General features: G+C 60.5%; 20 protein-coding genes and 3 tRNA genes. 12 read left to right on the top strand and 11 right to left on the bottom strand.

Annotation, left to right across the window (positions count from 1 at the left end; translation table 11 throughout):
- Window positions 1-14 precede the first annotated feature (14 nt).
- The 3 genes from rho to DW112_RS00195 all read left to right on the top strand — a co-directional run bounded on the left by rho (window position 15) and on the right by DW112_RS00195 (window position 4,732).
- The gene (gene rho / locus DW112_RS00205) at window positions 15-2,561 is read left to right on the top strand and encodes a transcription termination factor Rho (protein WP_233514432.1); all 2,547 of its coding nucleotides are present in this window, start codon (window positions 15-17) and stop codon (window positions 2,559-2,561) included.
- A gap of 313 nt (window positions 2,562-2,874) precedes the next feature.
- Complete coding sequence (locus tag DW112_RS00200; protein WP_118328100.1) at window positions 2,875-4,275, top strand: hypothetical protein; 1,401 nt, start codon at window positions 2,875-2,877, stop codon at window positions 4,273-4,275.
- Window positions 4,276-4,282: 7 nt separating this feature from the next.
- The gene (locus tag DW112_RS00195; RefSeq protein WP_117583742.1) at window positions 4,283-4,732 is read left to right on the top strand and encodes a VanZ family protein; all 450 of its coding nucleotides are present in this window, start codon (window positions 4,283-4,285) and stop codon (window positions 4,730-4,732) included.
- Window positions 4,733-4,847: 115 nt separating this feature from the next.
- On the opposite strand, the gene DW112_RS00190 is transcribed toward DW112_RS00195, so the two are convergent.
- Window positions 4,848-5,738, bottom strand: coding sequence for an ROK family protein (locus DW112_RS00190; RefSeq protein ID WP_117638219.1), 891 nt, complete (start codon window positions 5,736-5,738; stop codon window positions 4,848-4,850).
- Between the two features lie 141 nt (window positions 5,739-5,879).
- Complete coding sequence (locus tag DW112_RS00185; protein WP_118328099.1) at window positions 5,880-7,061, bottom strand: pyridoxal phosphate-dependent aminotransferase; 1,182 nt, start codon at window positions 7,059-7,061, stop codon at window positions 5,880-5,882.
- A gap of 166 nt (window positions 7,062-7,227) precedes the next feature.
- Between DW112_RS00185 and DW112_RS00180 the strand changes: the two genes are divergently transcribed.
- The 3 genes from DW112_RS00180 to DW112_RS00170 all read left to right on the top strand — a co-directional run bounded on the left by DW112_RS00180 (window position 7,228) and on the right by DW112_RS00170 (window position 7,518).
- A tRNA-His gene (locus tag DW112_RS00180) sits at window positions 7,228-7,304 on the top strand.
- A gap of 22 nt (window positions 7,305-7,326) precedes the next feature.
- Window positions 7,327-7,402, top strand: a tRNA-Lys gene (locus tag DW112_RS00175).
- A gap of 43 nt (window positions 7,403-7,445) precedes the next feature.
- A tRNA-Lys gene (locus DW112_RS00170) sits at window positions 7,446-7,518 on the top strand.
- 374 nt (window positions 7,519-7,892) lie between these two features.
- On the opposite strand, the gene DW112_RS09980 is transcribed toward DW112_RS00170, so the two are convergent.
- The 4 genes from DW112_RS09980 to DW112_RS00150 form a co-directional block, all read right to left on the bottom strand.
- A complete protein-coding gene (locus DW112_RS09980) occupies window positions 7,893-8,171 on the bottom strand; it encodes a BRO family protein (protein ID WP_199572084.1) in 279 nt (92 codons plus the stop codon).
- 161 nt (window positions 8,172-8,332) lie between these two features.
- Window positions 8,333-9,859, bottom strand: coding sequence for an FAD-dependent oxidoreductase (locus tag DW112_RS00160; protein WP_118328098.1), 1,527 nt, complete (start codon window positions 9,857-9,859; stop codon window positions 8,333-8,335).
- 256 nt (window positions 9,860-10,115) lie between these two features.
- The gene (locus tag DW112_RS00155; protein ID WP_055252290.1) at window positions 10,116-11,120 is read right to left on the bottom strand and encodes a GGGtGRT protein; all 1,005 of its coding nucleotides are present in this window, start codon (window positions 11,118-11,120) and stop codon (window positions 10,116-10,118) included.
- Window positions 11,121-11,138: 18 nt separating this feature from the next.
- Entirely contained in the window at window positions 11,139-11,873 is a 735-nt protein-coding gene (locus DW112_RS00150; RefSeq protein ID WP_006235554.1) for an iron-sulfur cluster assembly scaffold protein, read from the bottom strand.
- 403 nt (window positions 11,874-12,276) lie between these two features.
- On the opposite strand from DW112_RS00150, the gene DW112_RS00145 reads away from it, so the two are divergent.
- Window positions 12,277-13,077 carry a transposase gene (locus tag DW112_RS00145; protein ID WP_117583739.1) on the top strand — a complete coding sequence of 267 codons (801 nt, stop codon included), beginning with the start codon at window positions 12,277-12,279 and terminating at the stop codon, window positions 13,075-13,077.
- A gap of 65 nt (window positions 13,078-13,142) precedes the next feature.
- Here DW112_RS00145 and sufU read toward each other — a convergent pair whose 3' ends face one another.
- The 5 genes from sufU to sufC are packed head-to-tail and all read right to left on the bottom strand — an operon-like array spanning window position 13,143 to window position 18,388.
- The gene (gene sufU / locus DW112_RS00140) at window positions 13,143-13,577 is read right to left on the bottom strand and encodes a Fe-S cluster assembly sulfur transfer protein SufU (protein ID WP_117736728.1); all 435 of its coding nucleotides are present in this window, start codon (window positions 13,575-13,577) and stop codon (window positions 13,143-13,145) included.
- Window positions 13,570-14,895 (bottom strand): aminotransferase class V-fold PLP-dependent enzyme, encoded by a 1,326-nt coding sequence (locus tag DW112_RS00135; protein WP_199585288.1) that lies wholly within the window; start codon window positions 14,893-14,895, stop codon window positions 13,570-13,572. Before DW112_RS00135 ends, sufU begins: the two co-directional genes overlap by 8 nt.
- On the bottom strand, window positions 14,892-16,163 hold the full coding sequence (locus DW112_RS00130; RefSeq protein ID WP_117786542.1) for a SufD family Fe-S cluster assembly protein: 1,272 nt from the start codon (window positions 16,161-16,163) through the stop codon (window positions 14,892-14,894). Before DW112_RS00130 ends, DW112_RS00135 begins: the two co-directional genes overlap by 4 nt.
- Window positions 16,163-17,575 (bottom strand): Fe-S cluster assembly protein SufB, encoded by a 1,413-nt coding sequence (gene sufB, locus DW112_RS00125; protein ID WP_117854891.1) that lies wholly within the window; start codon window positions 17,573-17,575, stop codon window positions 16,163-16,165. The genes DW112_RS00130 and sufB overlap by 1 nt, the downstream gene beginning before the upstream one ends.
- Window positions 17,576-17,587: 12 nt before the next feature.
- On the bottom strand, window positions 17,588-18,388 hold the full coding sequence (sufC, locus tag DW112_RS00120) for a Fe-S cluster assembly ATPase SufC (RefSeq protein ID WP_006235561.1): 801 nt from the start codon (window positions 18,386-18,388) through the stop codon (window positions 17,588-17,590).
- 224 nt (window positions 18,389-18,612) lie between these two features.
- On the opposite strand from sufC, the gene DW112_RS00115 reads away from it, so the two are divergent.
- From DW112_RS00115 to DW112_RS00095, 5 genes are all read left to right on the top strand, one after another.
- Window positions 18,613-19,044, top strand: coding sequence for an Rrf2 family transcriptional regulator (locus tag DW112_RS00115; protein ID WP_099431873.1), 432 nt, complete (start codon window positions 18,613-18,615; stop codon window positions 19,042-19,044).
- 8 nt (window positions 19,045-19,052) lie between these two features.
- A complete protein-coding gene (locus DW112_RS00110; protein ID WP_117635060.1) occupies window positions 19,053-19,340 on the top strand; it encodes a nucleotidyltransferase family protein in 288 nt (95 codons plus the stop codon).
- A complete protein-coding gene (locus DW112_RS00105; RefSeq protein ID WP_117635061.1) occupies window positions 19,327-19,746 on the top strand; it encodes an HI0074 family nucleotidyltransferase substrate-binding subunit in 420 nt (139 codons plus the stop codon). Before DW112_RS00110 ends, DW112_RS00105 begins: the two co-directional genes overlap by 14 nt.
- A gap of 128 nt (window positions 19,747-19,874) precedes the next feature.
- Entirely contained in the window at window positions 19,875-21,662 is a 1,788-nt protein-coding gene (locus tag DW112_RS00100; RefSeq protein ID WP_118328097.1) for a hypothetical protein, read from the top strand.
- Window positions 21,663-21,703: 41 nt separating this feature from the next.
- Window positions 21,704-23,662: an AAA family ATPase gene (locus DW112_RS00095; protein ID WP_369834899.1), complete on the top strand. Its 1,959-nt coding sequence runs from the start codon at window positions 21,704-21,706 to the stop codon at window positions 23,660-23,662.

Raw genomic sequence — 23,662 nt, 5'->3', positions numbered from 1 at the left:
GTTGAGCAAACACTGTGTCTGATCAACAGCAAGAAAACGAAATAACGACGACGCAAGCCGCTCCCGCTGCACCGGTTGCGTCGGACCAGGTCGCGGCGCCCGCGCAAGCCTCGGCTCCCGAGACGCCTAAGGCTGCTTCGACGCCTGCGCCTGCAACTGGTGAGGAGGCTGCTCCGGCAAAGCCCAAGCTCGCGCGCCGCACGGCCAAGCCTGCCGCTGACGGCGAGGAGGTCACCAAGCCCAAGCGCCGTACCACGCGCACGACGCGCGCCAAGCGCACCGTTGCAGCTGACTCCTCGGCGCCGATTTCCGATGAGGTCGCGCAGGCACGTGCGTTGGCGCAGATTAGCGAGGCTCAGGTGGTGCGCGCCCGCCGTCGTGCTGCCGAGCGCGAGGCCGCGGCTCTGACCGAGCTTGCAGCTCCGTCTGTGCCCGAGACGCCTGCCGCCATCGAGACCCCTGCCGCCGACCTGCCGACCGAGAAGCCGGCACCGCGCACACGCCGCCGCACGGCTGCTAAGGCCGAGCAAGTTGCGGAACAGGTAGCCCCCGAGCTCACTGAGGCTTCGGTCCGTTCCGCGGCAGGGGAGGGCACATTGCCTGTTGAGCCCGCTGCGCCTGTCGAGGCCAACGAAGTTCCCGTTGTCGATCCGGCTTTGCGCCCGCACCGTCGCGGTCGCAAGCCCAAGGCCTTTGTCGAGGCAGAGAAGGCCGCAGCAGCAGCCGCCGCCGCTCGGGATGCTGCGGCGACCGCCGAGTCTGCAACCGCTGCCGATGCACCCGTCCAGGATGCTACGACTTCCGAGGCCGCTCCCGCCGATGCCGAGCCCGCCGACGTCCGTCCCGGTCGCAGCCGTCGTACTGCTGCTAAGCGCACGTCCAAGGCCAAGGCTGCCAAGAAGGGTGCGTCCGAGGATTCTGCCGAGACGACCGCCGATGCGTCGACTGATGTCGCCAAGGCCCAGGACGTCGAACAGCCTGCGTCCGAGAAGCCCAAGCGCGGTCGTAAGAAGTCCGTTAAGGCCAAGGCGTCCGAGCAGCAGGATGTCGAAGCGCAGGTTGATTCTGGCGCCGAGGCCAATGACGCCGCCGCGGCCAATGTTGGCACCGCCGCAACCGATGGTGCCGCCCCCGCTGAGGGCGAAGACGGCACTCGTCCCAACCGTCGCCAGCACAAGCGCAACGACGAGCGCAACGAGCGTAAGGACGACCGCAACAACGACCGTCGCAACCGCCAGCGCGATCGCAAACAGCGCAACAAGGAGCGTAATGCCGCTCCCACCGAGCCCACGCTTTCGCGCGAGGAACTCGCGGCCATGAAGGTCGCTGAGCTGCGCGAGAAGGCTAAGGAGTTCGAGATCGAGACGACCGGCAAGAAGAAGGCCGAGCTCGTCGAGGAAATCTACGTCACCGCTGCGAAGGCCGAGGGCTTCCGCGACATCAAGGGCATTCTGCAGATTCGCCCGGACAGCTCCGGCATCATCCACGCCCATGGCTACATGAAGTCCAACGACGACGCCTTCGTGCCCGCCTACCTCATCCGCTCCGCGCGCCTGCGCACGGGCGACGTCATCGAGGGCTCGCTGCGTCCTTCGCGCGGCGGCGACAAGCGCGCCGGCCTCGCCAAAATCACGACCGTCAACGGTCTGGACCCCGAGCAGATTCGCAACCGTCCCAAGTTCGGCGACCTCACCCCGGTCTATCCCAACGAGCCGCTGCGCATGGAGCACGGCAAGGACTCTATTACCGGCCGCGCCATCGACATCGTGTCACCGATCGGCAAGGGCCAGCGCGGCCTGATCGTGTCCCCGCCCAAGGCCGGCAAGACCACGATCCTCAAGAAGATCTGCCAGTCTATCTCGATTAACAACCCCGAGGTGCACCTCATCTGCCTGCTCGTCGACGAGCGCCCCGAAGAGGTCACCGATATGCAGCGTTCCATCAAGGGCGAGGTTGTGGCGTCGACCTTCGATATGCCTGCCGACAACCACACCCGCGTGGCAGAGCTCGTCATCGAGCGCGCCAAGCGCATCGTAGAGCTGGGTGGCGACGTCGTGGTGGTGCTCGACTCCATCACGCGCCTCGCCCGCGCCTACAACTTGGCGGCGCCCGCCTCGGGCCGCATCCTTTCGGGCGGCGTCGATTCGGCGGCCCTATATCCGCCCAAGCGCTTCCTGGGTGCAGCCCGCAATATCGAGAACGGTGGCTCGCTTACCATCCTGGCCTCTGCCCTCATCGACACCGGTTCCAAGATGGACGAAGTCATCTTTGAGGAGTTCAAGGGCACCGGCAACATGGAGCTTAAGCTCGACCGCGACCTGGCCGACCGCCGCATCTTCCCGGCTATCGACCCCGTTGCCTCCGGTACGCGTAACGAGGACCTGTTGGTCGACGAGCAGATGCGTCCGTTTGTCTTTGGTCTGCGTCGCATTCTTGCCGGCATGAACAACACCGAGCGCGCAGCCGCATCGTTTATCAAGGGTCTTAAGGGCACCAACACCAACCAGGAGTTCCTGGTGCGTTCGGCCAAAAAACACAGCGACTACGAGCAGACGTTCTAGGTTGTCATCCACGCGCAGCGATAGTCATCAATGCGATAAAGGGTCGGGGCTTTGAGCCTCGGCCCTTTTCTATAGCGCCGCTCCGCGCTTATTTTTGACCGTAAGACCGACGAGCAGCAGGTTTCCCGTTTCAATCCGACATCGTCACTTGCAATCGACAGGACGGTTTCGCATAATAACTTTTAAGCTTCGCGACGGAAAACGCAGATGAAACGAACCATATACCGTTGCTTTGGGGCATAGCCCCGCTTCATCTTCTCTCGCGCAGCCAACTGAATGATGCGATTTGGGTGCTGGAAGATGGGGAGAGCTCATGGCTTCTTCTGATGCAACACAACGAGCAGTCCTTGCCGGACTTTCGTGCGGGATCGGCCTTGCCGCTCCCGTGGTTATGTATGCCGCGACGCTGCCGTTTTCGTCGGTGAACGAGACGGTCGTGGCGGGTGCAGTTCCCTTCGCCGTGGGCGCGGTGGCGGGCGTGGGTATCTATGCCGCCTCGCTGGGTATCTCCGAGTATCGTGCGCAGCGTGAAGAGCGTCTGTTCCAGCCCGATGCCATGGGCGGTGCCGCCAATCTCAATCAGCATCAAAGCGAGTTCAAGACCGCCTCGATTCCAGCTCAGCAGCAGGATGCGATTCCGTACGCTGCGGCTTCTGCTTCTCAGGCTCAGTCGGAGCAGTCTACCTCGGCACTCCTTTCCGGCCTGACTGGTGCGTTCCAGCGCCGTCATGTCGATGATGGTGTCCCTACCATCGCTCGAGCCGCAGATGCTATGGACGAGGCCGAGGCTTGGTCCATGATCGACAGCATGCTCGACGACGATTCGCCGGTGAGCTGCGACCCTGCACGCTCGCGCGACGTCTATCAAGTCGCCATCGACGAGCTCACCAACGGCGGGCAGACCGGCTCCTTCAATCGCGATGATATCGCCGCCGCGGCACGCGCCGTGTCGGGCTCCCAGGCCGCCCCTGCGGGCAGCACGGCGGCTTTCGTGGCACTCGTTGCCAATGCGGCGGTCAATAACGCCTACAGCGCTACCTCGGCGGACGCGAACGCTTCTGCCGATAATTCGTACGTTGATGAAGCCATGACCGCGGACGAGGAGGCTGTTGCCGCCCGCCGTGCCGCCGAAAGCTCGCTTTGGGGCGCTCCTGCCCAGCAGCAGGCGGCTGAGGCTGCGCCGTACAATGCAAACCTCGCCAGCATGCCTATCATCTCCGGTGCCGCGGGCATCGATCTCGATGACCTCGATGAGCCTGCAGCCATCACCGCATCGATTGATGCCCAAGATCGCATCGACACCGGCGACCTTCCGGACGCCTCGCTCGAGGTTGATGTCCCCATGGCCGATTACTCGGGCCACGAGGGTATGTGGGCCGCCGCCACCGCGATTCTGGATGAGATTGACGAGCCTGCTCCTGTTTCAGCCCCCGCTCCCGTCGCTGCCCCTCAGCCTGCTGCCCCCGCCTATGTCGGCCGTCACAGCGCTGTGTTCCCCGAGGATACTGCCCGTATCTCGCGTGAGAGCATCGAGCGGGCCGAGGCTATTGCCGCCGGCATTATGGAAAATCGTCGTCACGAGCGCGTCAATCAGATCCTCGAGGAAGAGATCGAGCGTCTTCAGTCCTCTACCGCCAAGCGTACGGGCCGTGCTTATCTGAGCGTTATCGAGGGCGGTACCGCCAGCTTCGCGCCGCTCCGTGCGGAGGCATAACTTCTGCATGGTTAAGATCAATCGAAAATGGGCGGTCGTAACCTGCCTGATGGCGCTCTTGATCTGGGGCAATTCGCTGGTTCCCGGCTCGGGGTCGGGCTCACTGAGCCTAACGGTCATGGAAGCTATCCGCGGTTTTCTGCACGGCGTGGGACTTCCATATGAATGGGTGACCAACTTTGTTGTTCGTAAGTGCGCGCATTTTACCGAGTATTTGGTGCTCGGCATCCTGGCAACGCACGCCTTTGATTTTGAGGGCCGACGCACCTTTGACGTGCTGCTGCCCACGGCAGTGTTCCTGCTGCTGATTCCCTCGATCGACGAGACGATTCAGCTCTTTGTGCCGGGACGCGCCGGCATGATCACTGATGTGATGATCGACTGCTGTGGAGCGGCAACGGGCGTTGTGCTCCGATATCTCTTACGGTCGCTGATGTGCGCCAAAAAGGCCGCCTAAGGACGCATTGTTTGGTCCTAGGCGGCCTTTTTTATTGGAGGGCTTATATGAGGTGTGGCGGCGTCGTTCCATAGGTCGGATTTGCCGGGTGCGCCACGCCCTGTGGGTGCGTCTGTTACTGAAGCGCCTGTGCGCCTAGGGCCAGGCAGCCCATGATGCCCTGCTTGCCCTCGAGGCTGTTGTTGACGATGTAGCTATCGATGTCGGCCATCTCGGGCGTGACGATGTAGCCGTTGAGCATCTCGGCGCACTTCTTGCGTGCGAGCGGCGCGATGGGGGTGTGGTCGGCCACGCCGCCACCGATGACGATCTTCTGCGGTGCGTAGCACAGGATGTAGGTCATGAGCGCCTGCGCAAGATAGCCGGCGAGCAGGTCCATGGCCTCCGGGTCATCGGCCATCTCTCCGGCGCTCTTGCCACCCCAGCGCTTTTTAACGCCGGGGCCGGCGATGAGGCCCTCGAGGCAGTTGTCGTGGAAGGGGCAGCCGCTGTGCTCGCCAATGGTGTCGCGCGGGTCGCGCGTGACCAGGATGTGACCGGCCTCGGGGTGCATCATGCCGTGCACGAGCTGGCCGCCCGAAAGCACGCCGGCGCCCACGCCGGTGCCGATGGTCAGATACGCCACGTCAGTGAGGCCCTGGGCGCAACCAAAGGTGACCTCGCCCAGGCAGGCGACGTTGACGTCGGTGTCGTAGCCGCAGGGAATGTCGAGCTCGTTTTGAATGGTGCCCAGCAGGTCAAAGTAGCGCCATGCCGTCTTGGGGGTCTCCAAGATCTTGCCGTACTGGGGCGAGGCGGGGTTGACTGCGGTGGGGCCAAAAGCTCCGATGCCCAGTGCGGCGATGCCCTTGTTTGCAAACCATGCGTTGACGGCCTCGACGGTCTCCTGCGGGGTCGTGGTCGCGATCTGCTCGCACTCCAGGACCATACCGTCTGCATAGCCCGTGGCGCAGACCATCTTGGTGCCGCCGGCCTCGAGCGCTCCGATAAGCTGCTGCTCTGCCATAGTGTTCCTCTCTCTATGACGAGTTGCTCTGTCACTAAAGTATAGCGCCCTAAACAATGTAAGAAAGCGCTATAAAAAGAATCCTCGCAACGCGGTGGACGGTGCGAGGCTTCTTTGGTTCCTATAGTTGTCGGGCTGTCCTTACCAGCGCGGCTTGATTTTATCTCGCAGAGACTCGAGGTTCTCAAGCGCAGCGTTGAGCGTCTCGTCTCGCTTGGCAAAGTGGAAACGAATCAGATGGTTGACGGGCTCGCGGAAGAAGCTCGAGCCCGGAACGGCGCCCACGCCCACCTTGGAGGCCAAATCCTCGCAGAAGTCGAGGTCGCTGTCATAGCCAAACTCCGAGATATCCATCATCACGTAGTAGGCGCCCTGCGGCACGTTGTGCGTAAGGCCGATGCTGTCGAGTCCCTGACAGAACAGGTCGCGCTTGGCGGTGTAGAGGTCGAGGACCTCCTGGTAATAGCTGTCGTCGAAGTTGAGGGCGGTGACGACGGCTTCCTGCAGGGGAGCGGCGGCGCCTACGGTGAGGAAGTCGTGGACCTTCTTGATGCGCTCGGTGATCTGGGCTGGGGCAATGGTGTAGCCCAGACGCCAGCCGGTGATGGAGTACGTCTTAGACAGTGAGCTGCAGCTGATGGTGCGCTCAAACATGCCGGGCAGCGTGGCCATGTACACGTGCTCGTGGGGCGCGTAGACGATGTGTTCGTAGACTTCGTCGGTGATGCAGTAGGCGTCGTGCTTTTTGCAGAGGTCGGCGATAAAGGTGAGCTCCTCGCGGGTAAAGACCTTGCCGCAGGGGTTGGACGGGTTGCACAGGACGATCGCCTTGGGATCGTTGTCGCGGAAGGCTGCCTCGAGCGTCTCGCGGTCAAAGTCGAATGTGGGCGGGTTGAGCGGCACGTAGATGGGCTCGGCGCCCGAAAGGATCGTGTCGGCGCCGTAGTTTTCGTAGAACGGCGAGAAAATGACGACCTTGTCGCCGGGGTTCGTGACCGCCATCATGGCGGCCATCATGGCCTCGGTGGAGCCGCAAGTGACTACGATATTCTCGTTGGGGTTCACCGGCATGCCCATAAAGTGCTCCTGCTTGGCGGCGAGCGCCTCGCACATGGCCTGGGAGCCCCAGGTGATGGAGTACTGGTGGTAAAGCGGCTTGGGGTCGGCGGCGATGGTGCTCAGGCTATTGAGCAGCTGCGCCGGGGGATCGAAGTCAGGGAAGCCCTGCGAGAGATTGACAGCGCCGTACTTATTGGAGATGCGTGTCATGCGGCGGATGACCGAATCGGTAAACGTTGCCGTACGGTTGGAGAGTTCTTTCATGCCGGTCCTTTCGAGCATTTGCAGTGGGGCAAGTTTACTCCTATGAAACCGGTGGGAATTGCTCGAAACGCGCTTGAAAAACTCTTTTCAAAATTCTTGAAAATTGGGGCTTGCATCGCGTGGCGTTCCTTGCAATAATAGTCGAGCGCGAAGCGCACAGGACACGGTGGGTGTAGCTCAGTTGGCTAGAGCGACGGGTTGTGGTCCCGTAGGTCGAGGGTTCGAGTCCCTTTACCCACCCCAGTTCTTGCTTCGTGTTGATATCGGGTCGTTAGCTCAGTTGGTAGAGCAGGGGACTCTTAATCCCAAGGTCCAGGGTTCGACCCCCTGACGGCCCACCACACGATATCTCCTCTAAAGTCCGCCACAACGGACTTTAGCTTTGGGTCGTTAGCTCAGTTGGTAGAGCAGGGGACTCTTAATCCCAAGGTCCAGGGTTCGACCCCCTGACGGCCCACCCAAAGATGATTAAGACGGTCAACGAAGGTTGGCCGTCTTTTTTTGTTGACCTTTCATGGGGTCGAACCCGTCGGGGCGCGGAGCTGAGGAAATGCGTGAGCATTTACCAGCGCAGCGCGCAAGGCGCGAAGCGCCGCAGCGGCCGCCTGCAAAGCAGGCTGACCCCCTGACGGCCCACCAAAGCAAGTTAAGACGGTCAACGAAAGTTGGCCGTCTTTTTTGTTGACCTCGCTTGGGGTCGAACCCGAAAGGGCACAGCCGCTTTCACAGATCGAGTCTACCCTGGGGATCAGTAAAACCGGCGCGTCTGCACGGCGAAGTACGCCTGTGCGAGCGCGATTTCTTGCTTGTTTGAATCTCCGTTTTGGGCGATTAATAGCATGCATAGCGCGTAAGCTTGTAGTCTTTAACCGCGCGAGCGGCGACACCGGCAGTTATCATTTTCGTGGTGTCACGAAAATGGGAATCAACTGGAGTTTTGTTTGTTTCGCACGAGACTTTTGCCCTCTTAACAACTTCGGCGAAGTTCTCCCATCGAGTGTATCCCATGGGTTCCATTAAATCGCGTGCGAGCCAATACTCAACGCCGTCTTCCACATTGGCGTAGCTATCAAGTTCGACACGCCACTTCTCGATATCTCTACTGTCCATATCTCCTCCTCGCTGATCTATTGTCTATGCGCGCTTTGCCCGCTCTGTACTCAGAATAAGGATACGCTGCCGTGCGGACACGAATGGGCCCCGTGCCACTTCGAGGTCACGGGGCCCATAGATATCGATTAGTTGTGCTCTGCTCTAGATAGGTGTCCAGTTTAATTCGATCGATAGTGCGAACCCAGGCTTTCGGTCCGCTTGCGCATGGCTTTGACCATCTCCGTTGCCAGCTGATTCTGCGATTGCAGGCGGGCGAGGGCTGCGATCTCGCTGTCTTTGGCATGCGGCTTGCTCAGCGCCGTTGCCTCGTCTTTCAGGCTTTCAAGCTGTTGCAGGGCCTTGGATAGACCTGCTTCGGTCCTGTTGATCATGCAATAGGTACTCATCGTGTGCTTAAGGCTGTGTGTCAGGCGTTCGGCATCTGTTGTGGCAATGCCATACTGAGGGAGGGCGATATCCATCGGAGCGGCCGCCTCGGGAGCGTCCAGCGCTGCTTGGGCTGCCGATGCGCCCGCGATGCGCCCAAACACGATGCCGTTGGCGCTTGACAAGCCGCCGATGCGGTCGGCGCCGTGCATGCCGCCTGTTGCCTCACCGCAGGCGAAGAGGCCCTCAATGCCCGTGTACGCGGTCATGTCGATCTTGATACCGCCGTTAGCGGCGTGGGCATACATCGCAACGCGCATCTCGTCAGTCGGGGCGATGCCGTGCTCGTCTTGCAGCCAGGTGGCAAAGGTCTGCACGAACTCGGGGACATTCTCTCGCGGGAAGTCGTAGTGGAGCGCCAGGCCTTCGTCACCAGCATGATCGATGGCAAGATCGATGGCGCGGGAAGCCAGGCGCGAAGTGAAGGGACCATATCCGGAGCGCTGCTCAAGCAGATCGTCCAGCTTGCCGTCGGCAATATCGACCGGTTGGTCAAATGTGACGTAGCGCCAAGTCTTCTCGTTAAAGACAAGGTTTCGCTTGGGTTCGATGAAGCCAGGCATCATCTGCATGAACTCTATATTAGTAAGGGACGCGCCGTGCGCCAGCGCGATGGCCTGTGAGGAGCTGAGTACATCGGCGGAAGTGAGGCTGCGCTCGAACAGGCCACCCGTGCCTCCGGCAGCGATGATAGTGGCCTTAGCTGCCATAGGCACGAGACGCTCGTTTGTCCGGTCGTAGAGCGTGGCGCCGACAATCTTTTCGTCCGTATCTTCAACAAGGTCGATAAGCTCGTGGCGGGGGAGCAGGCGAATGCCGAGCGACTCGATCCGGGTCGTCAGAGCGTCCTCAAGGGGCTTGCGGGTGAGGCCGCGCCACATGCGCGTCTTGTGGTCAAAGCAGGGGATAAACTGCTTTTGCTGAGCGCTCTCAGCGCTTTGCGGACGCTGGAGCTCAACGCCCAGGTCCTGCTCGAGCCATTCAATTGCCTGGGGAATGCCGTGGACGAACGTCTGGACGAGTTCAGGGTCGGCAACGCCGCCGCCGACGGCCTGGATGGTGTCGATAAGGTTCTGTTCGTCGCCTTCGTCGACGGGACCAATAAGGCCGAGGCCCCAGGTGCCCGGGAAGAAGCTCGATCCACTCATAGTCTTTCCGGCGCTTGCCACAGTGACGGTTGCACCCGTGCGTGCCGCTTCGATGGCGGCGCAAAGGCCCGCAATGCCAGATCCAATTACCAGTACGTCAGTCGATTCCATCGGATTCCTTTCTCGTCCGGCGCATTGTCGCACGGGTGATCGGCAATGGGGCCGCAAAGACTCGGCAAATCGGTAAAGGGCAAATATGGCAGGTGGGCGTCATGGACGCTCTGGCGCTCCGTCTCATCACATCTCGTATTTCGCCCCAACTGATATATCGGCATTAGCTACCCTGCGACAGCGTAAACAAAAAGAGCCGCTACCCCGAAAGGTAGCGGCTCCAAAGCTCAACTATGTGAGCATCGCGCGGGCGCGACTAGGCCTTGAGGGCCTCCTCGACGGCGACAGCGCAGGCGACGGTGGCACCGACCATGGGGTTATTGCCCATGCCGATGAGACCCATCATGTCGACGTGCGCAGGCACGGAGGAAGAACCGGCGAACTGGGCGTCGGAGTGCATGCGGCCCATGGTGTCGGTCATGCCGTAAGAGGCAGGGCCGGCGCCCATGTTGTCCGGGTGCAGGGTACGGCCAGTGCCGCCACCAGAAGCGACGGAGAAGTACTTCTTGCCAGCCTCGAGGCGCTCCTTCTTGTAGGTGCCAGCGACGGGGTGCTGGAAGCGCGTGGGGTTGGTGGAGTTACCGGTGATCGAGATGTCGACGTTCTCGTGCCACATGATGGCAACGCCCTCGCGGACGTCATCGGAACCGTAGCAGTTAACGGCAGCGCGGGGACCATCGGAGTAGGGGATGGTCTCGACGACCTTGAGCTCGCCCGTGTAGTAGTCGAACTGGGTCTTCACGTAGGTGAAGCCGTTGATGCGGGCGATGATCTGAGCGGCGTCCTTGCCCAGACCGTTGAGGATAACGCGCAGCGGCTTCTTGCGAGCCTTGTTGGCGTTCAGAGCCAGGCCGATAGCGCCCTCAGCGGCAGCGAAGGACTCGTGGCCAGCCAGGAAGGCGAAGCACTCGGTGTCGTCGGAGAGCAGCATAGCGCCCAGGTTGCCGTGGCCCAGACCGACCTTGCGGTCCTCGGCGACGGAGCCGGGAACGGTGAAGGCCTGGATGCCCTCGCCGATGATGGCGGCAGCCTCAGAAGCGGTCTTGGCGCCACGCTTGACAGCGAGAGCGCAACCGAGGGTGTAGGCCCACTCGGCGTTCTGGAAGGCGATGGACTGGGTGTTGTTGACGATCTCACGCGGGTTGAAGCCCTTGTCGGTGCAGATCTGCAGAGCTTCCTCGAGGGAGGCGATGCCGTTGTCGGCGAGGCACTTGTTGATCTTGTCAGCGCGGCGCTCGTAACCTTCGAACGTAACAGTCATAGTTATTTCCCTCCCTTTCTACTCGTGAACCGGGAACACGCTGGCGACGGAGTGAGTCTCCTCGTCGGTGCGCGGGTCGATGTACTTGGCAGCGTTCTCCCACTGACCATAGTGGCCCATAGCGCCAGCGATGGCCTCCTCGGGGGTCTTGCCGGCCTTGACGGCGTCGGTGAACTTGCCGAGGTTCAGGAACTCGAATGCGATGATCTCGTTCTTGTCGTTGAGAGCCATGCGGGTGACGTAGCCCTGAGCGAGCTCGAGGTAACGAGCGCCCTTGGCCTTGGTGCCGAACATGGTGCCGACCTGAGAGCGAAGGCCCTTGCCGAGGTCGTCGAGGGAGGCGCCCACGGGCAGGCCGCCCTCGGAGAACGCGGTCTGGCTGCGGCCGTAAACGATCTGCAGGAAGATCTCGCGCATAGCAACGTTGATGGCGTCGCAGACGAGGTCGGTGTTGAGGGCCTCGAGGATGGTCTTACCGGGAAGGATCTCGGAAGCCATGGCGGCAGAGTGGGTCATGCCCGAGCAGCCGATGGTCTCAACGAGGGCCTCCTCGATGATGCCGTCCTTGACGTTCAGCGTGAGCTTGCAGGCGCCCTGCTGAGGTGCGCACCAACCCACACCGTGCGTAAGACCGGAGATGTCGGAAATCTCCTTAGCCTGGACCCACTTGCCCTCCTCGGGGATGGGTGCGGGGCCGTGGTATGCACCCTTGGCAACGGGGCACATGTTCTCCACTTCCTGTGAGTACTGCATGCCTCTCCTCTCTATCGTGTTGGCGTCCCGTCTGGGGGTCGTGGCTGGCGATTGCCGGGCGACCCTTCGAAAGGGACATGACATGCAGCCCCTATAATACCGCGAAATGCACGGAATATTCGGCGAACGGCTCAGTTTTCGTAGCGAGAAGTCCGGAAGTTTTAATTGAAACGGTTTAACTATATGTTCTGTGGTCGCGAACTTCCGTAGAGGGGGTTCGTCTTGGGCAAGCTTTTGGTCAGCTCTTGTAAGCGTTGCAGGGGTTGACCTGTTGCAACGGTGCCGTTCGCCGCCCGTTTACTGCCTTTGGCCGCGCGAGTGTATTGTTTTGCGTGAATGTTTTGATGGCACGCTTCAATCGTGCTGTATTGGATGGCAATCAGATCCCGGCGAAGGGAGCGCCATGCAGCGCGTTTGGAGAACGGTTACCGGCTTTTACCATGTCTGTGCCCGCGGTGTGGGCAAGCAGCTCATCTTTGAGGGCGATGAAGACCGGTGGGAGTTTTTGGAGCTGATGCGCGAGTGCTGCCGCGAGGCGGGCGTGACGGTTATCGCCTGGTGCCTTATGGGCAATCACGTGCATCTGGTGCTTGCAGATTACGAGGACGCGATGAGCGCGGCGATGCACCGGCTGCTTTTGACGTACGCGCGGCGGTTCAATAAGCGCACGGGGCGCACGGGTCATCTGTTCCAGAACCGTTTTGACCGGCGCTCGCTCGATACCGACCGTTATCTAATGGCTGCCATTCGCTATGTTCACGCTAATCCGCAGGAGGCGGGTATCGCCCTGATCGAGCGTTATCCCTGGAGCAGCTTTGCCGAGTATCTGAGAGCGTATGACAACGATACGACGAGGGGATTTTCGGACCCTTCTTGTGTGCTTGAGCTCTTTGAGTCTGCCAAGGGGTTTCTGGATTATTCTCTGTCGATGCCCGATGGTTCCGATCCGGTGATTCACGATATGGATGAGACAGAGTGGGAGCGGCGTGCGTTTGCCGACAAGATGGCGAAGCGCCTGGGCGTGCCGCTCAACGAACTCAAGACCGTAGCGCCCTCGCGGCGAGATGGAATCATTTTCGCCCTGCACGATGTCGGCTACACGGTGCGCGAGATCGAACGATATACGGGAATCAGCAAGAGTACCGTCTCTCGTATCGTGCGCGCTTATGTTCGGGTGAATGCTCAGGCTGAGGGCTCGGAATAGAAAATGGCCGAACCACTCTTGTCAAGCGATTCGGCCAACAAAATTCTTAAGATTTGGGACAAATACTACTGATTATTTTGTCCCGTGAGCATGCCGTCGAGGGTGCGCCAGGCGAGCTCGGCGCATTTGACGCGGGCGGGCATGTGCGAGATGTCCTGGAGCTGGGCGGCCTCGTCCAGGTCTTCCAAGTCCTCCTCGGAGAGCTGCTCGCCGCGGATCATGGCGAGGAAGAGCTCTGCCAAGCGGCGAGCTTCCTCGACGGTCTCGCCGGTGATGAGGTCGGCCATGATGTCGGCGCTGGCCTGGCTAATGGCGCAGCCGTGGCCGGTAAAGGACGCCTCCTCGATCACGTCGTTCTCAACGCGCAGCTGCAAGGTGAGCTCGTCGCCGCAGCTGGGGTTGATGCCGTCGTGCTCGTGCGTGGGAGCATCCATCTCGTACTTATAGTCGGGGTGCGAGTTGTGCTCCATAAATGTGGTGGAGGTGTACAGATTACCCATTGAACGTGCTCCAAACGTGATGCAGGCCGGCGATGAACTTGTCGATGTCGGCCTTGTCGTTGTAGAAGGCCACGCTGGCGCGGCAGCAGGCAAGGTTCTCGACGCCCAGCCAGGTGAGCAGCGGCTGCGCGCAGTGGTGACCGGCGCGGATGCAGACGCCGTCCATGTCCATGATGCTCGCGACATCGTGCGGGTGGATGCCCTTGACATTAAAGCTCACGACACCGTGGTGGTTATCCCAATAGATTGAGCCGATGATCTGGACAAAGTCGAGCTGCATGAGCTCGCCCATCAGGTAGTGGACGAGTGCCTGCTCGCGTGCCTGGATGTTTTCGTAGCCCACCGTGTTGACGAGGTAGTCGAGGGCGGCGCCTGTGGCGAAGATGCCGGCGGCGTCCTGCGTGCCGGCCTCGAACTTCTCGGGGACGGGAGCCCAGACGGCGTCCTGCTCAGTAACCGAGTCGATCATCTCACCGCCGGTAAGCATGGGCGGCATGGCGTTGAGCAGGTCCATCTTGCCCCACAGCACGCCGATGCCCATGGGGCCCATGGCCTTGTGCGCGCTAAAGGCAAAGAAGTCGGCGCCCAGATCGGCCACATTGACTGGCATGTGCGGCAGCGACTGTGCGCCGTCGACGACCAGATAGCCGCCGTACTTGTGCACGAGCTTGCCGAGATTCTTGACCGGGTTCTCGACGCCCAGCACGTTAGAGACCTGACCCACGGCCAGGATCTTGGTCTTGGGGCCCACCTTGGCCAGAACCTCCTCGGTCGTGAGCTGGCCGGTCTTGGTGGGGTAGAGGTAGACGAGCTTGGCACCGGTCCCGCGGCAGACCTGCTGCCACGGAATCAGGTTGGAGTGGTGCTCCATGATGGTGATGACGACCTCGTCGCCCGGTTCGAGCACTGTGGGCGCAAAGCTCTTGGCGACCAGGTTGAGCGACTCGCTCGTGTTGCGGGTGAAGACAATCTCGTTGGCGTTGGGGGCGCCGATGAGGTCGGCGATCTGTTGGCGGACCTTCGCGATGGCGTCGGTGGCCTCGACGGACAGCGAGTACAGGCCGCGCAGAGGGTTGGCGTTCATGCGCTGGTAGAAGTCGCGTTCGGCGTCGAGCACACAGGCAGGGCGCTGCGCGGTGGCGGCGCTATCGAGGAAGGCGATCTCGGGGTGCTGCTGGAACAGCGGGAACTGGCCCTTGTAGGGGTTGGTCTCGATATCTACGGTGGGCCAGCCGCGCGAAGCCTCGTCGCTGGCGTCGAGCTCCATAGGCTCCGGTGCGGTACAGGTGTCACATTTAACGTGCTCGGTATCGATCATGCGAGCTCCTCCTCAAAGTTGTCGATCAGGTTGTTGCCCAGGCGGACGACGGCGGCGCGGGTGCGCTCGTCGGTGGCGGAAAGCGCAGCGTCCTCCAGCTTGGCGCGGATGAACAGGTCCTCGGCTGCGTTTTGGTCAAGGCCGCGGCAGGCGAGGTAGAACAGCTGCTCGTCGCGGACGTGGCCGATGGTGGCGCCGTGGTTGCCGGCGACGTCGTCCTCGTCGCAGAGGATGACGGGAACGGTTTTGTTGTCGACGCCCTTGTTAGCCAAGAGCACCGTCTCGCGCTCGGTGCCGGTTGCACCCTTGCAGCCGTGCACGAGGTCGATGGTGCCGCGGTAGACCTTCTTGGACGTGCCGGTCAGCACGCCGTTGGCGTCGATCTCGCACTCGGTCTTGCGACCGCGGTGGCGCAGCTCGTAGTTAAAGTCGCGCACCTGCTCGCGGGCGCCCAGGTAATCGGTATCGATGGTCACCTTGGCGGTGTCGCCCAGCAGGTCGCCGGCAAGGCCGGTGGCGCTGGCGCCGGCACCCAGGACGGTGTGCTGCACGTTGACGCGCGCGCCCTCGTCCAGGAACAGGCCGGTGTCGTCGAGTGCGATCCAGCTGTCGTCGAGTGTCTGCGTGCAGGTCACGTTGACGGTGGCGTACTCGTGGGCGCACACGCGTAGCACGGAGCCCACGACACCCTCGCCGGTAACAGGAGAGTCTAGGGCAATATGCAGGTCGAGCGTTGCCTGCGGGCGAGCGACGATGTCGATGGCGGCGATGGCCGCGGCGGCATCGACACCGCTCACACGCACGGTAACCGTGGCGTGCTGGTATGCGGGCACATCGATGACGATGCGCTTGGTAGCGTGCTCGGCCAAGTAGGCGTAGGCAGCCTCGCCCATGCCGGTTTCGAAGGCTTCAGCAGGGGAGAGCTCCTCCTCGAGCTTAATGGCACCGGCCTGGTAGACGGAGGTGGCGGGGACATCGAGCTCGGTCTCGGGCGTGATGCGGGCGCGGTCGGCGGCATCACCGGGGGCGGAGGCACGGCGCTCGGGGAAGCGCTCGGCCATGGCGTCCATGGCGGTGTCGAAGGCGTCGGCCGCGCCGGAGAACTGCTCGTCCAAGCCCTCGACCTCAACGGCCTCGGCGGGAGTGGCGGCAAGCTCGTCAGAGAGCTCGAGCTTGGTCTGGTTCATTTTCAACCAGCCCCAGGTTGCTGCGGGCATCGCGTTGACCTGCTCGAGCGTGGTAGCAGCGGCGTTGGTTTCCTGTTTCATTATCCGATCGCTCCTTCCATCTCGAGCTTGATCAGGTTGTTCATCTCGACGGCATACTCCAGCGGCAGCTCCTTGGAGACCGGGTTAGCAAAGCCGTTGACGATCATGGTGCGGGCCTCTTCCTCCGAGATGCCGCGGCTCATCAGGTAGAACACCTTGTCGTCGCCGATGCGGCCGATGGTGGCCTCGTGGCCGATGTCGACGTTCTTGGCGCGGATGTCCATGGCGGGGATGGTGTCGGAGCGGCTCTGGTCATCGAGCATGAGCGACTGGCAGCTCACGGTTGCCTTGGAACCCTCTGCCTTGGGCGTGGCCACGATAGAGCTGCGGAAGGTCTGAATGCCGCCGCTCTTGGAGATACCTTTGGTCTCGACGGTTGCCGAGGTATCGGGCGCGTTGAGCACGACCTTGCAGCCGGTATCCAGGTTCTGGCCGGCGCCGGCAAAGGTGATGCCGGTAAAGCTCGAGCGGGCGCGGCGGCCGTTGAGCACGCTCATGGGGTAGAGGTAGCCCACGTGGCTGCCGAAGGAACCGCTGATCCACTCGATATCGCCGTCCTCGTCCACGCGCGCACGCTTGGTGTTGAGGTTGTACATATTCTTGGACCAGTTCTCGATGGTCGAGTAGCGCAGATGTGCACGCTTGCCCACAAAGAGCTCGACGGCGCCGGCGTGGAGGTTGGCAACGTTGTACTTGGGCGCGGAGCAACCCTCGATAAAGTGCAGGTCGGCGTCGTCCTCGACGATGATGAGCGTGTGCTCAAACTGGCCGGCACCCTTGGCGTTAAGGCGGAAGTAGCTCTGCAGCGGAAAATCGAGCTTGGTGCCCTTGGGCACGTAGACAAACGAGCCGCCCGACCACACGGCACCGTGCAGGGCCGCAAACTTGTGGTCGGTGGGCGGGATGAGCGTCATAAACTTCTCGTGGATGAGCGGCTCCCACTGCGGGTCGTGCAGGGCCTCCTCGATGCCGGAGTAGACGATGCCCATCTTGGACGCCGTGTCCTGCATGTTGTGGTAGACCAGCTCGGAGTCGTACTGCGCACCGACGCCCGCCAGGTAGCTGCGCTCGGCCTCGGGGATACCCAGGCGCTCAAAGGTGTTCTTGATGTCGTCGGGCACCGACTCCCAGTCGTGCTTTTGGTCGGTGTTGGGCTTGACGTAGGTGACGATGTTGTCCATGTCCAGGCCCTCGATCGAGGGGCCCCACGTCGGGTCGGGAAAACGATTGAAGATCTCGAGGGACTTTAAGCGCAGATCGAGCATCCACTGTGGCTCGTCCTTCTTGGCGCTGATCTCGCGCACGATGTCGGGCGTGATGCCGGCGTCGAGGCGCTCGAATCCCTCCTCGCCGTAGGTGAAGTCGTAGAGGCTGCGGTCGATGTCCGCGACCTCGGTGCGGTTCTTGGTCATTGCGTCGCCCCTTTACGCCTGCTGCTCGGCAGCGGCGGCCTCGGCCTGGGCGCGCTGCTCGGCGGCCTCGCGCTCGAAGGTCTCAAAGCCGTTCTTGTCGATCCAGGGGATCAGCGAGGCATCGTCCTCGCGCACGATGTGGCCCTTGACCATAACGTGGACGCGGTCGACATCCAGGTGCTCCAGGATGCGCGTGTTGTGCGTGATGATGAGCATGGAGCCGTCGCAGCTCTTGCGGTAGGCGTCCATACCGTGGCTGACGGTGGACAGGGCGTCGACGTCCAGGCCGGAGTCGGTCTCGTCCAAGATGGCGAGCTTGGGCTGCAGCAGCAGAAGCTGGAGCATCTCGACCTTCTTTTTCTCGCCGCCCGAGAAGCCCACGCCCAGCTCACGGTTGAGGTAGGCGGTATCCATGTTAAGCTCGGCCGCGAGCTCCTTGACGCGACGACGGAATTCCTTGCCCTTCATCTCCAGGCCGGGGCGGCCGGCGATACTGGCGCGCAAAAAGCTCGACAGTGGCACGCCGGGGATCTCGACAGGGGCCTGGAAGCTCAGGAACAGGCCGGCGCGCGAGCGCTTGTCGGTGGTGAGCTCGGTGATGTCCTGGCCGTCAAAGACGATGCGGCCGTCGTTGACCGTGTAGACGGGGTCGCCCATGACCAGGTGGCCAAGGGTGGACTTGCCGGCGCCGTTGGGTCCCATCAACACGTGGGTCTCGCCGGCGGCGACGTTAAGGTTGACGTTGTGGAGGATGGTCTTCTCGTCCACGGAGGCGGTCAGACCTTCGATGGAAAGCAGCGGATTTGCGCTCATGCTGTCCCTCTCTGTATATGGTGTACTCATAGGTGTGCTAAACCCTAGGAATCTTCTCGGAATAAAGTTACTATGGGTTCGGCGTTAGTCAAGGGAAAACCCGACTAATCCACTCGACTTTTCTAGATGTGGGACAAAATAACCTGTTGTGTTTGTCCCACTTACTTAAGATTTGGGACAAACAAACCTGGTTATGTTGTCCAAGATGCGATGGGAGGGTAGGTATGCTCATTTCTTCTAAGGGCCGCTATGCCCTCCGACTGATGATCTATATCGCAGCGCTTGGTGACGCCGAGGGCAAGATCGCCCTGCGCGAGGTCGCCGACCGCGAGCGTATCTCGCAAAAGTATCTGGAACAGCTGGTTCGTCCGCTCATGAAGGCGGGCCTGCTTAAGAGCGTACGCGGCAAGGGCGGTGGCTACATGATGGCCAAGGACCCGGCCGAGGTTCGCGCCGGCGACATCCTACGCGCCGTCGAGGGCAGCACGGCCCCGGTGGCGTGCGATGGCATCGACAACAGCTGCGCCCGCAGCGATCTTTGCTCGACCGTCAAATTCTGGCGTGGTCTGGACGACGTGATCGAAAAGTACGTCGACGGCGTGACGTTGGCCGACCTGGCCGCCGTCCCCGAGATCAACTTCGACATTAAGCTGTAGGATTTCAAATGGCATCTCTCGACAAGGTGTACAAGCAAATCGAGGTTTTTGCTCGGGAATGTGACGCCGAGAAGGTTGTGCTGTTTGGTTCTCGTGCCCGCGGTGACAATTTGCCTAAGAGCGATATTGATATTGCTGTAGCAGGTTGCCGGGATTTCGACCGTTTCTCATATCTGATAGAGGAGCGTCTTGATACTCTTTTAGATATAGACGTCGTCAATCTGGATGAGTCCTTATCGCAGCAATTGCTCGATGAAATTGCCAGGGATGGTGTGATTCTATATGAAAAAATATGAGAACTTTGCCAGCGCCTTGGCGAATCTTGAGGATGCACCCAATCAGGATCTTAGCAATGATTTTGTTCAGAGTGGATTGATTAATAAGTTCAACCTTCAGTTTGAACTGAGCTGGAAGCTCCTTAAACGTCTGCTCGAGTATGAGGGCGCCACGCTTGCTGCATCGGGGTCTCCTCGTGCCATCTTGAAGGAAGCCTACCGATTCTACGATTTTATTGATGAGGCGGCATGGCTAGATATGCTCAGGGATCGCAATACGAACGTTCATATCTATGACAACAAGCTCGCTCAAGATTTGATTCAGCGTATCTTGAACGTCTATATCCCCGCTTTCTGTCAGTTGAGAGACGGGCTGATGGGGCGCTACGGCGATCTTCTTCTGGTGCCCGACGACCAGTTTGTTTAATTCCTTTAGATTTCGCGGAGGGTTGTTGCCGTTTACCGAGGGGTTGTTGTGCAACAACGGGCGAGCTGCAATACTTATTTTTATCTTTGCAAACTGCACTTTAACTACACCAATGCAGGGAGGATCTTATGCAGCCCAAGCATTCTGCTATTGTCGCGGGCCTGACGCTGGCGCTTTCGTTTGGCGCCGTTTCCGTGCCGGCACCCGCCGCTGCCGAGGAGCCCACGCCGGGCGTTGCCTCGGATGCCACCGATATCGATAAGGGTCTCTACACCCAGCAGTCCTTCTCGGGCGTGCTGAGGTCGGTCCAGGGCGTTTCGTTTGTTAACGTGACTCCCGAGATGAAGTACTTCACCAAATACGAGAGTCACGGCAACTATAACCAGGGCTTTTCGTACGGTGACGGTTATAACGCGCTGGGTTATTACCAGTTCGACCGTCGTTGGTCGCTCATCCCGTTTATGAAGCAGGCCTACAACTACAACCCCGAAAAATACAGCATGCTCAAGGATGCGATTGATCGCGGCAGCGAGATTTCCAACACGAGCAATGCCATGTACGAGAACGGCCAGCTCACCGAGTTGGGCCGTATTGCGCAGGAGGCTTTCCAAGGTGCTTATAACACCGACCCTGTTGAGTTCTCGGCTCTGCAGGATGCGTATGCGTACAACTCGTACTATGCGGTGACCGAGGCGTGGCTCAAGAGCGGCCTGGGCATTGATATTTCGGGCCGTGCCGATTGCGTTAAGGGCATGGTGTGGAGCATCACCAACATGTGCGGCACCGGTGGTTGCAGGGACTTCTTCCGTTGGGCAAACCTTTCTAACAGTATGACTGATCGCGAGTTTGTGACGGCGCTTTCCAACAGTGTGGTCAATAACGTGGCGACCAAGTATTCGAGCCAGCCCCAGTATCATGAGGGCTGGAAGAACCGCTACCGCAACGAGCTGAAGGACTGCTTGGTTTATATCGCCGAGGACGAGGCCGCTGCCGCTGCGACGCCCGTGCAGCCCGAGCCCACGCCGGCGCCCTCGCCGACGCCTGATTCGAATGACGACTCGAGCGACGATGCCAACGATGACAGGATGGATGCGCCCTCGACCGGTGCTGACGGTGATGGCTCTGCTGGTGGCACTACCAACAACGGCTCTACCTCGAACGGCTCCGATTCAAACGGCTCTGCTGCGGGCGATTCGTCTTCAAGCTCTGCCGGCAATACGGACAGCGACGCTTCTGGTTCGACCGGCGCTGGCACCTCTAACTCATCCACCGGCTCGAGCGATTCGTCCGTTGGCACCGGCCCTAACAACGGCTCCGGCTCTGACGCAACCCCTGGTTCCGATGCTTCCAAGGATGACTCGAATAAGGCGCCGGACGTTCCCGTTGCTTCGCCGGACAAGAAGCCTTCTTTCTCCGAGCAGCTTGGTTCTACGCTGGGCTCTTCGCTGATGGCTGGCGTCAATAACGGCTCGACCCAGAACAAGGGCAACTCTGATCAGGTTTCCACGGAAAAGATCGAAGCCGCAAAGGGCGACTCCAAGGACAAGGCTCCCGAGAAGACCAAATCCGATAAGGGTTCTAGCTCTGAGGAGAAGAGCGACAAGTCCGAACAGAAGAAGGACGAGGACGAGAGCAAGACCGAGGGCGGAAAGCAGCAGGGCGAGAACAGCGGTAAGGGCAACACCGATGACCAGGTCCAGGGGCAAAATGACTCCAAAACGGTGACCACCACGACCACGACGACTACAACTACCAAGTCTTCGGGCGGTAACATGCCCAAGACGGGCGATCTGATTGTGATGGCGAGCCTTGCCAGTGCGAGCTTGGCCACGCTGGGCGCTACGTCTATCGTAAGTGGTAAGCATAAGCTCGATCAGCAAAAGAAGGCTTCTGGGGAGGACGGCTTGGAGGAGTAATCTTCCAGATCGTTTTCTATAAGAGTTTGGGACGGGGTCCGGTGCGGCGGCATCTGGCCCCGTTTTTGTTGTGCAACGATTTGTTATGCCCCCTCGGGGGTCTGTTGCTACCGCTGCCCGAAACGTTTTCATGTCAATATTGTTGCGCTCTACCCGCTCGCTACAATGGGCATCGTGCTGCGTTAGAGGGAGAGTTTACGGTGTCTGAACAGGCGAATTATGGTGTTGCTCATGCGTTTGGCGCGCGGTTGCTCAATTATGCGGATAACGCAGCTCTGCCGGTTGAAGTGCACGACTTTTCTGATGCAATCAATTGGTGTTTACTCGTCGATAAGACTATGTTTATTGCCGATATATTGGACAGCGAAGCACCTGTTGCGCTTTGTTGTCGGCCCAAGGGTTTTGGCAAGAGCATGAATCTATCGATGCTCAAATGCTATTTGGAACGATCTGATCACCGACGGCCGGATCGAAGCCCGTTCGTCGGCACCCAGATTTGGCAGGCGGGCGGTGGTCGCTATCGTGATGAGTGCGCGTGTTACCCGGTCATCATGCTCGACTTTTCAGCTGCCGCTGCGAGGCGCGACACCGATGCTGCGGCGGCTATTCGCAGCGCTGTCGCGCACGAGTGCGCCCGATTGCTGCCGCTGCTTGACGCGCCTGATCTGTCAAGACGTGAGGTCCGTCTTATCGAGAGGGCGGCGCGTGGGGTGGCCGGCGATAAGGAGATCGATGCGGCGCTTGGCGTGCTTATTAAACTGCTTCAGACAGCTTTCGACGAGCAAGTTGTTCTTCTGATAGACGACTACGACGCAGTATGTCCAAAGCGTTTGGGCGCTAAGGACGACGGTAGCGTGGATCCCCTAGAGTCGCTCAGCCGAATGTTGTTCGACACCATTGCCGACGCCGGCGACTCGTTGCGATTGACGTGTCTTATGGGCGAGCGCCCCGGTCCTGCCGAGTTCGCGTTGTCCCAACGTGGGGTTTCCTATCGGTCGGCGACACCGCTGTCGAGCTGGTGTGATCGATGGTTCGGTTTTTCGGACGACGAAGTCCAGGTGCTGTTGGATCGCATCGGTCGCAACGGCTGTCTGGATGACGCGCGTGAGTGGCTTGAGGGCTATCTGTTTGGTGGTTTTTATTGCTCGATCCCGGAGCGCGTGGTGGACTACGCACATCGCGGTTGCGTCGCGCCCGTTCGGGCAGATCTGTATGGTTACGCCGACCGTCTGAGCGCATGCGTCGGCGACTGGAATCTTATGCGCCTGTCCGCACTGTTCGATTTGGTTGAGCCGCATGGGTTTATTGAGGCGCCAGTGCATATGCATGCCGAGAAGGTCGATGTCGCCAAGCCCGAAGATATCTGGACTGCGCTGTATCTGTCTGGATTTCTTACGACGGACATGACGGGGCATTCGGAGGACGGCGCGTGCCTTCGTTCCCTGCGTCTGCCTAACAACGAAGTGCGTCAGGCGCTCCGTCTTGTAATTCTGGAATGGTTTGAGTGCGCCGTTGAGGATGTTGGAGTTATCGACTCGTTCCATGACGGCCTGTGTCGAGGAGACGAGGACGCTGTAAAGCAAGCTTTGAGCTGTGCTATCGGCGATCTGGGCATCGATGTGGGCCAATCAGATATGCCGACAGCCTATCATCTGGCGCTTCAGGGGCTCTGCTTTGGATTGCCCGGCTATTGCAATCCCAGCTCCAAGCGAAGCGGCGTCTCGGATCGCTGGGATATCCAGGTGATTCCCACCGGTCGGGTGTTTGACGTGGCCGACACGCTCGGCATGCTCGATGAGCGACCGCTCATTACGATCAACATGATGTACGACCCTGGCGTCGATGCCCTGGGCCTGGAACTGTTGGCGGTTCAGGCACTGCTCGACATAGAGCGCGACGGCATCGATGATATCCGCGTGCCGCGCCCCGCCGTCGGGCGCATGCGTTGGGGCTTTGGTTTTGACGGTCAGCGTGTGTCCGTGGTGTGCCAACGACTGTAG

Origin of the sequence: Collinsella sp. AM09-41 (genome assembly GCF_003473245.1) — a bacterium.
Taxonomy (GTDB): Bacteria; Actinomycetota; Coriobacteriia; order Coriobacteriales; family Coriobacteriaceae; genus Collinsella.
The sequence above is the reverse complement of the archived record's forward strand: the minus strand, read 5'-3'. Positions and strand labels throughout refer to the sequence as shown.

Coding starts and splice junctions, on each gene's coding strand:
- DW112_RS00200 (WP_118328100.1), top strand. CDS start 2,875: ATGGCTTCTTCTGATGCAACACAACGAGCAGTCCTTGCCGGACTTTCG.
- DW112_RS00195 (WP_117583742.1), top strand. CDS start 4,283: ATGGTTAAGATCAATCGAAAATGGGCGGTCGTAACCTGCCTGATGGCG.
- DW112_RS00190 (WP_117638219.1), bottom strand. CDS start 5,738: ATGGCAGAGCAGCAGCTTATCGGAGCGCTCGAGGCCGGCGGCACCAAG.
- DW112_RS00185 (WP_118328099.1), bottom strand. CDS start 7,061: ATGAAAGAACTCTCCAACCGTACGGCAACGTTTACCGATTCGGTCATC.
- DW112_RS09980 (WP_199572084.1), bottom strand. CDS start 8,171: ATGGACAGTAGAGATATCGAGAAGTGGCGTGTCGAACTTGATAGCTAC.
- DW112_RS00160 (WP_118328098.1), bottom strand. CDS start 9,859: ATGGAATCGACTGACGTACTGGTAATTGGATCTGGCATTGCGGGCCTT.
- DW112_RS00155 (WP_055252290.1), bottom strand. CDS start 11,120: ATGACTGTTACGTTCGAAGGTTACGAGCGCCGCGCTGACAAGATCAAC.
- DW112_RS00150 (WP_006235554.1), bottom strand. CDS start 11,873: ATGCAGTACTCACAGGAAGTGGAGAACATGTGCCCCGTTGCCAAGGGT.
- DW112_RS00145 (WP_117583739.1), top strand. CDS start 12,277: ATGCAGCGCGTTTGGAGAACGGTTACCGGCTTTTACCATGTCTGTGCC.
- sufU (WP_117736728.1), bottom strand. CDS start 13,577: ATGGGTAATCTGTACACCTCCACCACATTTATGGAGCACAACTCGCAC.
- DW112_RS00135 (WP_199585288.1), bottom strand. CDS start 14,895: ATGATCGATACCGAGCACGTTAAATGTGACACCTGTACCGCACCGGAG.
- DW112_RS00130 (WP_117786542.1), bottom strand. CDS start 16,163: ATGAAACAGGAAACCAACGCCGCTGCTACCACGCTCGAGCAGGTCAAC.
- sufB (WP_117854891.1), bottom strand. CDS start 17,575: ATGACCAAGAACCGCACCGAGGTCGCGGACATCGACCGCAGCCTCTAC.
- sufC (WP_006235561.1), bottom strand. CDS start 18,388: ATGAGCGCAAATCCGCTGCTTTCCATCGAAGGTCTGACCGCCTCCGTG.
- DW112_RS00115 (WP_099431873.1), top strand. CDS start 18,613: ATGCTCATTTCTTCTAAGGGCCGCTATGCCCTCCGACTGATGATCTAT.
- DW112_RS00110 (WP_117635060.1), top strand. CDS start 19,053: ATGGCATCTCTCGACAAGGTGTACAAGCAAATCGAGGTTTTTGCTCGG.
- DW112_RS00105 (WP_117635061.1), top strand. CDS start 19,327: ATGAAAAAATATGAGAACTTTGCCAGCGCCTTGGCGAATCTTGAGGAT.
- DW112_RS00100 (WP_118328097.1), top strand. CDS start 19,875: ATGCAGCCCAAGCATTCTGCTATTGTCGCGGGCCTGACGCTGGCGCTT.